We start from the raw sequence: 13664 nt of genomic DNA, 5'->3' as shown, positions 1-13664 counted from the left end.
GAACTTACTCCTTCTCCGAGTGAGCGGCTACGATGCCCGCAGCTTGCTCATCCAACAAGTGAATAATTGATTTACTACGTGATGCCACAATACTGTGAGCCAAAATCAATGGAATCGCTGCGATAAGACCCATAGCTGTTGTTACCAACGCCATAGAGATATCACCCGCCATGATTTTCGGGTCACCTGTACCGAACAATGTGATTGATTGGAACGTACCAATCATACCCACAACGGTACCCAAGAGACCAAGTAATGGTGCGATAGCTGCGAAGATTTTCACTACGTTGATGCCGCTTTCGATCTTCGGCGTTTCACGCATGATTGCTTCGTCAAGTTTTAACTCAAGGTTCTCAGCATCAGCATTTTTGTTCTCATGGTAAACCTTCAATACGCGACCCAATGGGTTTTTGTCTGAAGGATTCTCGATGTTTTTAAGCTGCGAACGCATCTTGCCACCTACGACTGTAAGCGTCACAAGCTTGAACAAAGAGATAATCAAACCGATGATTAATACCACGGTGATTACATAACCTACTGTGCCACCTTGGTGATAGCGTTCCATCAACGTCGCTTTCTGAGTCAATAGACCCAAGATTTGGCCTTTTGATGGATCCAAGTAAACACCTGCATAGCCACTGTCAGTGCTAGTGAAGGTATCAGCTTGGCTTGTTACATAACCATCTGGCTGACGACCCAACGGCTGAATTTGTTCAGTCGTGTCGTTATACGTCAGGTATTGGTCATCAGAAATCAGGTTGAAAACACCCACACGAGTTACCGTGCGCTGCTCAGAACCACCCGCTAAGCTGAATACTTCCGCGTCAAACTGAACAACTTTACCTGATTGAACCATTTCGGTTAACAATGCAGTCCAAAGGTCTTCAAGTTCAGACAAAGTCGGAAGCTCTTTAGCTTCAGAAAGGCTTTGAAGAACATCTTCACGGCCTGGGTATTGAGCGCTTACGATTGAAGTCGCGATACGACCGATAGTTTCAGTTGCCGCACCACGTACAACACCGAACATCTCACCCAACGTACCTTTAGCATTTTCGAGCTCTTGCTCTTTGTTCGCCAAAGTGATTTCGTTTTCTGAGAATTGGTTTTGTAAACGTTTACCGCGTGCCTGTTCGTCTTTCAGCTGCTGCTTAGCTTTGTTCAACAACGCCTGCTTATCGGCACGCGCTGACATGAACTCTTGCTCACGCTCTTCGCTGATTTGACGAGAAGAAATACGATTTTTTTCAACCAATTGAAGCAATTCGTCTAAGCTCTTTGCTTCTGGCTGATTGTCTTGTGCTTGCGCAGCGAGCGTCGTACCTGCAGAAAGGCTGACTGCTGCTGCAATCATTAACGAACTAACTAATTTTTTCATTCTGCACTCTCCGCTGCGAATACTGGAAGTTTCACCAGATCGTAAGCAGTTTGCTTACGTGACATACGAATCGCTGTGGTAAGAGGATTCAAGAACTCGTCTTCCAACTTAGTCCACTCATTGGTGTCTTTGTTGTATAACCACGCATTTTTCAAGTCTAATGACTGTGCTGCGAATACAACGCGACCCATGTGGAAAAAGTCTACAGCAACTTCTTCGCCGTCGACGTTCAGGTTACCCTGATAAGCGTTAAGCATTTGACCGTAATCCATCTCCGCTTGGTACGCTTCAATGATTTGACGGAATTGCTCAGAGGTAGATACGTTCGCGTTACCCATGATATCGCGAAGACGTTCAACACGCTCTAAACGCTTCTCTTTGTGGATTGGAATGTCGAGTTTAACGAACTCTTCCAACGCGTCGATCATTTCATACATCAATGGAACCACGCCTTGCTTGGTTTCTTCGATGGTGTCGATCTGACGCTGAAGTGAATCGATGTTGGACTGCTGGTCAGCAACCAAACGAGCCACGTGGTCGTTGTAGACCTTGAGGTTCTCGTATTCAGCAACAACAGAGCGATACTCAATCAACAAATCTTGGCTTTGCTCATACAAAGAATCAATCTTCTTTTGAGATTGCTCTTGCGCATTCAAGATTTGCTGCTCTTCTTTCTGTAGCTTAGCTACATCAACTTGCTGTGCAGCAGCAACGCTGGTGCCAGCAACCGCCATTGCGCCCATTAAGGCTGCGGCGAGTTTGGTTCTCTTGATTACTTTGGTCATAGTTCCCAACCAATTTGAATTAACTTCCGCTCCAACGTTTTACAACGTGAAACACCAGTTTTATTGAGTGACGAAAAGATTAAATTCTATCCGCGTACGCGCCTTAAAAAGTGCGCACATTCACAGGAATAGTCCCACGATGACCATACGCTGTCAACCTGCTGAAACAGCGTTAACTGCGTTATGATAGCCGTGCGACATCAATCCATGTTACCAACGGAATTCATTTCCAACCGCTATTCGCGGTAACTTCCTGTCAATCAAGTGTCCAGTTCTAACTCAACTGCCGAGCAGTTTTGCATAGCTGAACCCTATTTCGCATAGTATCACTTTTTGATCGACGAACAACACTCCGTTACAAATTTCAACGTTATTTAAACAACTAATAACTTAACTATTATCGATTGTTAAAAGGCAAGCTACTTTTAATTTAGGTAGAATACTCTAAATCCGCAAATTTACGGCAAGCCATGACCCCAACATATTTACAACAATTTACTCGAGCATTGGCAGTGTTACGTGAAAAAGCGCAGGTTTTCGACCAACAACAAGCCAATAAACGCTTTGCCGAGCAATGGTTTGCGGAAAATCTGTTTACTACGCGGTCCCAATTTGCGGTTGCTTACGTAAATGAAACTGAGCAGCTTATTAATAAATTAATAACAAGCGATGATAACGAGAGAAAGCAATATCTTGCCGAAAAAATCAGCGAGCAAGTTCTTTCTCTAAGCGCGTTACTGCAAAACAGTCGTCCGCCCGACGCTGATTTCGATCTGCGCGCCCAGCTCCAAGCGCAGCATGGGCAGCTTCATCGAACGCTAGCCAAGTATCGCCAATATGAAATAAGACTCAGAAATAAAGCGGAACTGTTTCAGCAGTCAGGAGATCTTGTTCAGGCACAGGCTTATCAAAAGCGTCTCAACCGATGCCAACAGGCAATCAGTCAGGTTGAGCGGCAAATTCAAATAATGGACGAAGGCTGATGAAGGTTCCATTTATTTACCATCCAATCTATAGCGAGCTACAGCTACCAGAGCGGCACCGTTATCCAATACATAAATATAAGATGCTATATCAATGGGCATTAGCGCACGGCGCGCAGCCCGATCAGTTTATTCAACCGACACCAATGAACTGGTCCCAAGTAGCGTTAGCTCACAGTTCAAACTACATCAATAAGCTCATCACGAATCAGTTTGACAAAAAGGAATGGCGCAAAGTGGGCTTTCCATGGTCAACGCAACTACTGACCCGCACCCTGACATCAGCTGGAGGTACGTTCGAGACGGTGAAGACAGCACTCGATAAGCGCATTGCTATTCATTTCTCAGGTGGCTACCACCATGCACACCATGATTGGGGCAGCGGCTTCTGCTTGATCAATGACCTCGCGATGAGTGCGGTTTTAGCCACAAAAGCACAACCCAATTTAAAAATTCTGATATTCGACACCGACGTTCACCAGGGTGACGGTACAGCGACGCTTTTAAGAGACCACGAGAATATCTTCACCTGCTCTATTCATGGTGAACGAAACTTCCCTTTTACTAAAGTGGACTCTGACCTCGATGTCGCCTTACCCAAGGGTACCACCGATGGCGCGTACCTCGATGCCGTGAAACATACATTGCACAAAGTAACCAAAGACTTTAAACCCGACTTGATTTTATATGACGCAGGGGTGGACATATATCGTCGCGACGATCTCGGACATCTTGATGTATCTATCGAGGGCATTTTTTCACGTGACTATTTTGTGCTGGACTACGCGAAGCAAAATAATATTAGTTTAGCTGCGGTAATCGGGGGTGGTTATCAACGCAACCTATCGCGCCTAATTCTTGCTCACGCTCAATTACTGCGTGCAAGTCATCAAGTATGGAGTGATTAGGATATAAAGAGACGGGTGGCGACCCTACCAGCCACACCTCGGCGCCCACATCCCCGACTACGGCTGCTCCCTTCCGGGCCTGACCGGGTTTGCCAGTTAGTGTCGCGAGGGGACCCGCAGGGTCACCATAACTCGTGAAAGCGCATTATCGCGCACTCAGCTAAGGTAAACAAGCCCCAGTGCGCTGACTGCCTAGTTTTTCTTCAGTTTGGCCGCTATTGCTTGCTTAGCAGTATCAGAGCTGAGCGCTTTGGCAAAGTAGCCAGCCTCTAGACTAATACGTTCAGATACAGTATCCGACTCTGTTTTGATCAATTTCTTCGAGGTTCTTAAAGCACCGCGCGACTGTTTAACCAGATGTTCGACTACCTCATCAACACGCGTATTAAGTTTGTCGGCCTCCACCACGTCATTTACCAACCCATACTGCCGTGCCTTGTTCGCAGAGAACGAATCACCTAGTAGCAATAATTCGGATGCACGTTGGTGTCCCATGATGCGCGGTAGCAATAAACTTGAGCCCGCCTCTGGAAGTAACCCTAACTGCACAAAAGGTAAAGCGAATACTGCATTATCAGCCGCATAGACAAGATCGCAATGCAACAGCAAGGTTGTACCAATGCCGATAGCTAAGCCATTGACCTTCGCGACCAACGTCACTTTCACTTTATTGAGTAAATGAAGAAACTTAAAAGGAGGAGCCGTTTCATCCAGTGACTCGATGGATAGGAAGTCGTTAAGATCATTACCCGCAGAAAAACTATCACCGCTCCCTTCGAAAACGACCACTTTAATCGTCTCGTCCTCGTCAGCGGCTTTCAGCGCGGCAGTTGCTTCCGAATACATTTGTTGCGTAAAAGCATTCTTCTTAGCAGGCCGATTAAGTCGGATAGTGACTACACTGGCGTTCTTATCAATAATAATGTGCTGTTGTTCTGTCATAAAAAAATCTCGTGAAACTGGTTGTACCACTCTCACGAGATTATCAGTTTTTCACCACAATATCAGTGCTATTTGTACTTTAAAGACGAATTATTTATCTCGCTTTGCCCAAGCCGCCGCCGTCTTCTCGTGCATCGGCACAATCATATCTAAAGCGGTTAAGTCGGTGGGCTCCAATTCATAGAACGGAGGGTTAACCGGTGTGACGCGCTGACCCCAACGGATCAAGCCGGCGCCGCAGGTTAGTCCGCCGCCAAACACTGCCGAGACAATGGTATCTCCTGGCTTAACAGTGCCGTTTTCTACCGCTTCACAAAAAGCGATCGGTAAGGTTGCAGAAGATGTATTACCGTAATTCTGAATATTTATCACGGTTTTCTCAGAAGGCACCTTACATAACTTCGCGAGATAATCGATTAAACGTTTATTCGCTTGATGCGGAATAAGCGCATCAACATCTTCGGTACTTAAGCCGGTTTGCTGAAATACTTTCTCAACCGCTGCGTTCATGCCTTTGACCGCACGCTTAAAAATTTCTTGTCCAACAAAATCGAACTGCATAATGCCATCAAAGCCAAAGCGGTCGAAGCTCAAACCAAAATCAAGACTCAACACGTCACGCGCATCAGCATCACAGCTAATATGACTGGCAAGTAGACCTACCTCTTCATCACTCGCTTCCAAAACCATTGCTCCTGCGCCATCGCCAAATAGCACTGCACTCTCACGTTTGGTCCAGTCGAGAATACGCGTCAGGCGCTCGGCACCAATCAACAACACTTTTTTATGAGCGCCTGTTTGAATAGCTTGGGTTGCAACATGCATGGCGTAAAGAAAGCTACTACACGCCGCATTGAGGTCAAACGCTGCTGCATTCGGTGCGCCAATGTTTTGTTGCACTGCTGAAGCGACATTAGGAATGATCTCATCGGCAGTACAGGTACCGACAATAATCAGGTCGATATCATCTGGGTTCAATCCAGCGGCCGCGAGCGCATTCTGTGCTGCAACCGTCGCAAGTTTAGACGTCCCTACATGACTGACTCGTCGCTCTGAAATTCCGGTTCGCGATACAATCCATTCATCCGAGGTATCTAGAAATGTTGCCAAATCATCATTGGTCATGACTGCTGGCGGTAAGCACTTTCCCCATCCTGTAATTTCTGCGTATTTTTTCACGACAAAACCTTTAACTTCATTGACAACGCGTTGCCTTATCACCGTATCGCTTTGCTAGATATCAGTAAAGCATTTTTGCAAGGCACAATTTTACCGTATGATAGCATGAAACTGTGTTACGTGAATGACTAAAACGAGGAAGCCATGCGTCAACTAGTAAAGCTCACAGCCCTCTCCGCCCTGGCACTGCTGTCAATTAGCAGTTGCTCGACAATTGATTCTGATCTGATCGTCGAACCGCCGACGGTAACATCACAACTTTCAGGCAGTGTTTCTCGCTTGATGGTGCAAGATAAACGACCTCACAGCTACCTCTATCGCCACATCGATACAGAGACCCAAAAAGCTAATCAGTTTTCCGCACCATCACAGCCGCTGACAGCGATCGTCAAACAAGCGTTTCAACAGTCAGGGATTGTCAGCGGTCAGGGCGACCTCAATTGGTATGTGTCTATCAATAAGGCGGTGGTCGAGCACACCGAGACAGCATTAAAATATCAACTCGACTATCAATTAAACATTCGCGTCGAAGCGCAAAGAATGAATCGTTCTTATGCACGGACATTCACGGGAACCAGTAAGTCGGAGGGAGTTTCTAACCCCGATGAAGCAACTATCGAGCGTGAGTTTAAGCGTCTGCTACAGCAGGTACTCAACGATATTGCTAACGATCCCCAGCTACGTCTGACGGAAACGCGAGGTTAAAATGAAAACAATTATCGCACTATTAACATGTTTTATTGTCTTAGCAAGCCCATATTCGCAAGCACAAGTGCAGCCCGACAATCCCTTTCCAACCGTCGTTTTTGTCACCTCTGAAGGCAATTTGACTGTCGAGCTTAACCGCGAAGCAGCGCCTATCACCGTCGCTAACTTTCTCCGCTACGTTGCTAAGGCGCAATACAACAACACTATCTTCCATCGTCTAGTACCTGGCTTTGTTATTCAGGGCGGCGGCTACGATGCTGAATTCTCTGATAAGCCGAGCTATGAAACGATCGTAAACGAATCGGGCAACGGCCTGTTAAACACCTACGGTACCATCGCTATGGCTCGGGAACGTGAGCCTCACACAGCAACTCGCCAGTTCTTTTTTAATTTAAACGACAATACCTCACTCAACCCCGACGACGGTGACTGGGGCTACGCCGTATTTGGACGTATCACTAAAGGTTTAGACGTGCTCGAAAAATTAGCCGCTCTTGAATCCTTGCCATTTGACGAAAAAACCGGTTGGCGCGATGTTCCTGCTAACCCGCCCGTGCTTAAACGAATTGAAATCGTGCCGCAATGACAGCGCAGCATACGTTAAAGACCGATCTTAACGTTTACCGTCAACCACGTGTGATAGCGCTCTTTTTCTTAGCGCTTTCCAGCGGTTTTCCTTGGGTGATGATTGGCTCAGCATTGTCAGCATGGTTGCAAGAAGAAGGCTTAAGCCGATCAGTTATCGGTTATTTCGGTGCCGTATTCGCGGTCTACTCAATCAATTTTCTTTGGTCTCCTCTTGTCGATAGCGTTAAACTTCCAGTATTGAATCGCTGGTTAGGACAACGTCGTAGTTGGATCTTACTCTGTCAACTTCTTATAGCCGCGCTCTGTATCTTTATATCGACTTTAACCATCGCTGATAATTTACATCTAGTCGGTATCGCCGCCCTGCTCATTGCCATTAGCTCTGCGACCCAGGATATTGCCATTGACGCTTATCGCATTGAGACATTCTCTGAATCGGAAGGACGCATGCAAAGTGCTGGAGCCGCCATGGCCACATCAGGTTGGTGGAGCGGCTACGCGGGTCTCGGCGCAATTCCGTTTCTGTTAGTCGACGGTACCCGTTGGCAATGGCAGGATGCCTATATCGTGCTCGCCGCGCTTATGCTTTCGTTGGCTTTGGTCACTCTATTTATAAAGCCTGCACGTTACACACAGGTCAAAGCAACTACCATAGCGACCCTATCCTTATTAAAACGGATCAGTACTGTCGTCATTGAGCCCATTAGTTCTTTCTTCTCACGCAACGGTGCGAAACTGGCAATACAAATTTTGCTGTTTGTGTTTCTTTTTAAAATAGGCGAAGCCTTTTTAGGTCGAATGTCGATTGTATTTTATAAAGAGATCGGCTTTTCAAATGAGCAAATCGGCACTTACTCTAAACTCGTGACTTGGTGGATAACTATCTTCTTTTCACTAGTCGGAGGCGTGGTAACTCTGCGTATTGGTCAATTCAAAGGTCTTCTGATTGCAGGCATCGCTATGGCGGGCTCAAATCTAATGTTCGCTTGGATTGCTAACGTTGGACCCAGTGAGAACCTGTTTCTTGCGGCCGTGCTAGTCGATGGCTTTACGAGTGCTTGGTCGACTGTAGCTTTTGTAGGTTTTATCAGCTTTTTATGTGACCGAACCTTTACCGCGACTCAGTATGCGTTACTCGCGTCACTGAGCACCTTTGGCCGAACCACTTTATCCGCCTACAGCGGTGTACTGGTTGATAAGCTCGATGGCAATTGGAGTCTGTTCTTTGTGCTTACCAGTTTAGCAATCCTGCCAAGCTTGCTATTACTTGGCTATCTAAAACGAAGCTATCAGGCACACTGGGGTTCAAATGAGTGAACATCCTAAACAGTTACTACTCGTCGGCGCGGGTGCGATAGGTCAGCTTATTGCCCATCAATGGCAATGTGCCAAGCTGCCTATCGTTACATTGCCTCGCTCACCTAGTCCACACGCAGATTTTTTTGATTATCACTTTAGAGATTATCAGTCAGCGCGTACTGAGCTTTGCCGAATTCCTATCATCAAGGATAGCGACTTCAGCTCAATACAAGCGGTTTTTATAGCCGTTAAGGCCTATGATCTTGAGAGTGTATTTCGACGTCTAGATACACTGGGTGTACCTCACGATCGACCTATTATCTGCGCGCATAACGGCCTTGTAGACTTAACCACATCACGCCCCTGTTATACATGGATAACCACTCATGGCGTGACGCGCAGTAACCGAGTGACCGAGCACAAAGGATTGGGTTCAGACTGGATCGATGCGCGCATACAACATCATCAACAACTAACCGAACAGTTGCATACCGCCTTTCCAAAACTGCACTTTGATGCAGACATCAAAGCACGACAATGGCAAAAATTTTGCCTTAATTGTGTAATTAATCCATTAACAGCGGTGAACCAGTGTCTCAATGGTGAACTGCTCAAAGAACAATACCATGAACAGCGACGTATGCTGGTTTCTGAGTTGGTCAGTCTGAGTCAAGCGCTTGGCTATCGTTTAAATACTGCGGATTTGCTCGTATTAGTCGAACAGGTATGCGAGGCGACCGCCGAAAACCAGTCTTCAATGCTGTCGGATATAAAAGCTAACCGAAAAACAGAAATTAAGGCCCTGACTGGCTACGCGCTAAAAAAGGCCGCTGAGTTAGGCGTTAATCTACCTACTCATGCGGCTCTATATCATCAATTCAATCAGCTTTATCTTCGATGAAGTCAACAACTTCAAGCCCGAATCCCGACAATGCCGAATAACGCTTCGGTGAACTGAGCAGATGCATTTGGTGAATGCCTAAATCAGCAAGGATTTGCGAACCAACCCCCACATTTCGTGAAGCATTAGATGCCGACGCAGTCGGTTTGTGCTGTCCTTGATCCTGTGCCTCAAATTCTTTCACTTGTGCAATGATATCCTCAGGCGTTTGCTGACGACCAATAAGCACTAGAACACCATCGTTTTCGGCAATATATTGCATCGCCTTGGCAATCGGCCAGCTACGCTTCGCCGCGCGTTCAGTTGATAAAGTATCATGCAAACTGTCTTGCAAATGCACGCGCACGTTAGTTACCTTTTCGGCATTAATTTCGCCATGCACTAACGCATGATGAACTTGTTGATCGATTGAGTCTTGATACGTGATCATATTGAATTTGCCAAAACTGGTCGGCAACTGACACTGGGCTACACGGCGAATGGTTTTCTCGCGCACTGAGCGATACTCGATCAAGTCAGCAATAGTACCCACTTTAATATCGTGTGCTTCGGCAAACTTTTCTAGGTCCGCCCGGCGCGCCATGGTGCCGTCTTCATTAAGCACTTCGACAATCACTGCAGCAGGTTCATAGCCGGCTAGGCGCGCGAGATCACAACCGGCTTCCGTGTGCCCCGCACGGTTGAGTACACCGCCCTGCTTAGCTTTCAGTGGAAATATATGACCCGGCATTACCAAGTCTTCCGGCTGAGCATTACGTGCTACGGCTGCTTTCACTGTTTGTGCGCGGTCAGCTGCCGAAATACCTGTAGTCACACCCTCGGCGGCCTCAATGGATACCGTAAAAGCAGTCGAGTATGGCGCATTGTTGCGATCAACCATCAGCGGCAGGTTAAGTTGCTTACAACGTTCCTCGCTGAGGGTCAGGCAGATCAGTCCCCGACCATAACGCGCCATGAAATTTATCGCTTCAGGGGTCACGCAGTCTGCTGCAAGAATAAGATCGCCCTCATTCTCGCGGTCCTCGTCATCCATTAGAATGACCATCTTACCTTGCTTGATATCTTCAATAATCTCTTCTGTCGAATGCAATGACATAATAGTTCCTACTTCATTGGCTGAGCGATCACGCGAATATCCTCGCCGACCATTCTGCGCTCAAGCACGTTAAATGAGAGCGCATCATCGAGTTGAGTCAGTTCCTGCAACGCAATCATACTGCGTGCGTCACTGCCTAATACTTTGTTGGCTTGATAATAGACCAGTTCATTCACTACCTGAGCGTTAAAAAGAGCACCCGCTAACTGAGCTCCACACTCGGTCCATACCAAATTAATCTCACGCAATGCGAGTTCTTTCAGTGCGTCATGTAAGTCTACGCGACCCTGGCTATCTGCTTTAGCAATAATCTCGTGGCAATGACGATGTCGAGAAGCAGGAGCTTCCGTAGTGCGGACGACAAATACAGGCGTTTCAACCTCAAATAGTCGCAAATCATCATGAATGCGGTTTTTCCCGTCAATAATCACACGCACGGGCTGCTTGAAAAATAATGGTTTTTCGATCCCGTCAGGCCACTGTTCAGGGCGTACATTCAGTCTCGGGTTATCCACCAGCACCGTATCCGCACCAGTTAATATTGCGTCGGCTTGTGCACGCCATACCTGAACGTCAGCACGCGCTGCAGCACCGGTAATCCATTGACTCACTCCATTACTCAACGCCGTACGCCCATCAAGCGAGCTCGCGAGCTTAACCCGCACATAGGGTAATTGAGTCTGCATACGATGAATAAAACCAGGATTAAGCGCTCGCGCTGCAGTTTCAAATAAACCAACACGAACTTCGATATCAGCATCGTGTAATTTATGAATGCCACGACCTGATACAATCGGATTGGGATCTTGCATCGCGATAACCACGCGAGCTACTTCCGCATTAATCAATGCATCAACACAGGGCGGTGTGCGACCTTGGTGACTGCATGGCTCAAGCGTAACATAGGCGGTTGCATGTTTGGCTTGTGTGCCAGCCTGGCGTAACGCAAAGACCTCGGCGTGGGGTTCGCCCGCCTTCTGATGCCATCCTTCGCCAACGATACTGGCGTCTTTTACGATGACACAACCGACGGCAGGATTAGGTCCAGTCGTAAAGCGCCCTTTTCTTGCCAATTCCAAGGCGCGATGCATATAAAGATGGTCGTGCTTATCTTGTGCCAAACTAATCATTGAGCCGCGCGATCTCCTCGCCGAACTCTTTGATATCCTCAAAAGAGCGATAGACCGAAGCAAAACGAACGTAGGCGACTTTATCGATTTGCTTAAGGTTATCCATCACCAGGTTGCCAATAAAGTTAGAGGTAATCTCTCGCTCGCCGGTTGCACGGATACTGGATTTGATTTTATTGACCGCTTGTTCCATTTTTTCGAGACTGACCGGACGCTTTTCAAGCGCACGTAATAGCCCACTGCGAAGCTTATCTTCATTAAAAGGTTCACGCCCACCGTCTGTTTTAATTACACGGGGCATTACCAGTTCAGCAGTCTCAAATGTTGTAAAGCGCTCGCGACAATGGCTACATTCTCGGCGCCTGCGCACCGATGCACCGTCCCCTACTAACCGCGAATCGATGACCTTGGTATCTTGTGTTCCGCAGAATGGACAGTGCATAGCGCGCTCCTTTTCAAACGTTATTTATAAACTGGAAACTCGGCACACAACGTTTTGACATCGTTACGAACGCGATCAATCGTCTCTTCGTTATTAATGTCATCTAATACATCGCAAATCCAATTAGCTACTTGCTCAGCTTCTGCTTCCTTGAAGCCGCGACGCGTAATTGCAGGCGTACCTAGACGAAGACCGGAAGTGACGAACGGCGAACGCGGGTCATTCGGTACCGCATTTTTGTTGACCGTAATGTATGCACGGCCTAATGCAGCATCGGCATCTTTACCCGTGATGTCTTTGTCGATTAAATCAACGAGGAACAAATGGTTCTGCGTGCCATTCGATACGATTTTATAACCACGTGCTTGCAGAGCTTTAACCATCGCATTAGCGTTCTTTAGCACTTGTTCTTGATACGCTTTAAATTCAGGCTCAAGGGCTTCTTTAAACGCCACCGCTTTCGCTGCGATAACGTGCATCAACGGACCACCTTGATTACCTGGGAATACCGCACTATTTAATTTCTTGTGCAGTTTCTCATCATCTTTGCCAGACAAGATCAGACCACTACGCGGACCTGCGAGGGTTTTATGTGTTGTCGTTGTTACTACGTCTGCGTAAGGAATTGGACTTGGGTATACACCTGCAGCAACCAGACCCGCTACGTGCGCCATATCTACCAACAAATAAGCACCCACTTCGTCAGCAATTTGTCTGAAACGCTGCCAATCAACAATACCCGAGTATGCAGAGAAACCAGCAACGATAACCTTCGGCTGATGCTCTTTAGCTAACTCTTCAACTTGGTTGTAATCGATTTCACCGGTTTCTTCTGAAATACCATATTGTACGGCATTGTAAAGCTTGCCCGAGAAGTTAACACCCGCACCGTGAGTCAGATGGCCACCGTGTGCCAAACTCATTCCCAAGAAGGTATCACCGGCTTCCATAAGTGCCATGAATGCAGCGGTGTTGGCTTGTGAGCCTGAATGCGGTTGTACGTTCGCGTATTTAGCACCAAACAATTCTTTAGCACGTGCAATCGCGAGGTCTTCAACTACGTCCACATATTCACAGCCGCCATAGTAACGCTTATGAGGATAACCCTCGGCGTATTTATTAGTTAACTGTGAGCCTTGTGCCTCTAGCACACGTGGGCTGGTATAGTTTTCTGAAGCAATCAGCTCAATGTGTTGTTCTTGACGCTCAACTTCCTGATTCATTGCTTGCCATAACTCCGCGTCAAACGCGGCAATTGTCTGATCTTTTTTCTGCATCTCGGACATCCATCAATTTCATTAGCCAAATTATGACGTGCAGTTTACCGC

General features: G+C 47.0%; 14 protein-coding genes and 1 other RNA gene. 6 read left to right on the top strand and 9 right to left on the bottom strand.

The features are described from left to right. Positions 1–4 precede the first annotated feature (4 nt). Together AWU56_RS05410 and AWU56_RS05405 are read right to left on the bottom strand one after the other, a co-directional pair. Complete coding sequence (locus tag AWU56_RS05410) at positions 5–1375, bottom strand: MotA/TolQ/ExbB proton channel family protein (RefSeq protein WP_006956492.1); 1371 nt, start codon at positions 1373–1375, stop codon at positions 5–7. After that, on the bottom strand, positions 1372–2160 hold the full coding sequence (locus tag AWU56_RS05405) for a DUF3450 domain-containing protein (RefSeq protein WP_006956491.1): 789 nt from the start codon (positions 2158–2160) through the stop codon (positions 1372–1374). The genes AWU56_RS05410 and AWU56_RS05405 overlap by 4 nt, the downstream gene beginning before the upstream one ends. Positions 2161–2630: 470 nt before the next feature. Between AWU56_RS05405 and priC the strand changes: the two genes are divergently transcribed. After that, complete coding sequence (gene priC / locus AWU56_RS05400) at positions 2631–3143, top strand: primosomal replication protein PriC (protein ID WP_286681962.1); 513 nt, start codon at positions 2631–2633, stop codon at positions 3141–3143. Next, a complete protein-coding gene (locus AWU56_RS05395; RefSeq protein ID WP_286681961.1) occupies positions 3143–4051 on the top strand; it encodes a histone deacetylase family protein in 909 nt (302 codons plus the stop codon). Before priC ends, AWU56_RS05395 begins: the two co-directional genes overlap by 1 nt. Before the next feature lie 22 nt (positions 4052–4073). Here the strand turns inward: AWU56_RS05395 and ffs are convergent. The 3 genes from ffs to AWU56_RS05380 form a co-directional block, all read right to left on the bottom strand. Then, positions 4074–4170: signal recognition particle sRNA small type (gene ffs / locus AWU56_RS05390), an RNA gene on the bottom strand. 73 nt (positions 4171–4243) lie between these two features. Beyond that, complete coding sequence (locus AWU56_RS05385) at positions 4244–4993, bottom strand: enoyl-CoA hydratase-related protein (protein ID WP_286681960.1); 750 nt, start codon at positions 4991–4993, stop codon at positions 4244–4246. 90 nt (positions 4994–5083) lie between these two features. Further along, positions 5084–6172, bottom strand: coding sequence for a ketoacyl-ACP synthase III (locus tag AWU56_RS05380; protein ID WP_286681959.1), 1089 nt, complete (start codon positions 6170–6172; stop codon positions 5084–5086). Between the two features lie 144 nt (positions 6173–6316). On the opposite strand from AWU56_RS05380, the gene AWU56_RS05375 reads away from it, so the two are divergent. Genes AWU56_RS05375 through AWU56_RS05360 form a run of 4 tightly spaced genes read left to right on the top strand, consistent with a single transcriptional unit; the run spans position 6317 to position 9668 of the window. Continuing rightward, complete coding sequence (locus tag AWU56_RS05375; RefSeq protein ID WP_006956486.1) at positions 6317–6877, top strand: YajG family lipoprotein; 561 nt, start codon at positions 6317–6319, stop codon at positions 6875–6877. Between the two features lies 1 nt (position 6878). Further along, positions 6879–7466: a peptidylprolyl isomerase gene (locus AWU56_RS05370; protein WP_006956485.1), complete on the top strand. Its 588-nt coding sequence runs from the start codon at positions 6879–6881 to the stop codon at positions 7464–7466. Then, a complete protein-coding gene (locus tag AWU56_RS05365; protein ID WP_272978382.1) occupies positions 7463–8785 on the top strand; it encodes an AmpG family muropeptide MFS transporter in 1323 nt (440 codons plus the stop codon). The genes AWU56_RS05370 and AWU56_RS05365 overlap by 4 nt, the downstream gene beginning before the upstream one ends. Beyond that, on the top strand, positions 8778–9668 hold the full coding sequence (locus AWU56_RS05360; RefSeq protein ID WP_272978381.1) for a ketopantoate reductase family protein: 891 nt from the start codon (positions 8778–8780) through the stop codon (positions 9666–9668). The genes AWU56_RS05365 and AWU56_RS05360 overlap by 8 nt, the downstream gene beginning before the upstream one ends. Here the strand turns inward: AWU56_RS05360 and ribBA are convergent. From ribBA to glyA, 4 genes are read right to left on the bottom strand one after another with little or no spacing between them, the layout of a single operon-like run. Next, a complete protein-coding gene (gene ribBA, locus AWU56_RS05355) occupies positions 9646–10764 on the bottom strand; it encodes a bifunctional 3,4-dihydroxy-2-butanone-4-phosphate synthase/GTP cyclohydrolase II (protein WP_006956482.1) in 1119 nt (372 codons plus the stop codon). The genes AWU56_RS05360 and ribBA overlap by 23 nt on opposite strands. An 8-nt stretch (positions 10765–10772) precedes the next feature. Beyond that, a complete protein-coding gene (ribD, locus tag AWU56_RS05350) occupies positions 10773–11894 on the bottom strand; it encodes a bifunctional diaminohydroxyphosphoribosylaminopyrimidine deaminase/5-amino-6-(5-phosphoribosylamino)uracil reductase RibD (protein ID WP_286681958.1) in 1122 nt (373 codons plus the stop codon). Next, positions 11887–12336 carry a transcriptional regulator NrdR gene (gene nrdR, locus AWU56_RS05345; protein ID WP_006956480.1) on the bottom strand — a complete coding sequence of 150 codons (450 nt, stop codon included), beginning with the start codon at positions 12334–12336 and terminating at the stop codon, positions 11887–11889. Before nrdR ends, ribD begins: the two co-directional genes overlap by 8 nt. 20 nt (positions 12337–12356) lie before the next feature. After that, the gene (gene glyA, locus AWU56_RS05340) at positions 12357–13613 is read right to left on the bottom strand and encodes a serine hydroxymethyltransferase (protein ID WP_006956479.1); all 1257 of its coding nucleotides are present in this window, start codon (positions 13611–13613) and stop codon (positions 12357–12359) included. Positions 13614–13664 lie beyond the last annotated feature (51 nt).

The sequence above is a fragment of the Idiomarina sp. T82-3 genome, from assembly GCF_001577655.1.
In the GTDB taxonomy this organism is placed as follows: Bacteria; Pseudomonadota; Gammaproteobacteria; order Enterobacterales; family Alteromonadaceae; genus Idiomarina; species Idiomarina baltica.
This window is presented reverse-complemented; position numbering and strand designations above follow the sequence as displayed.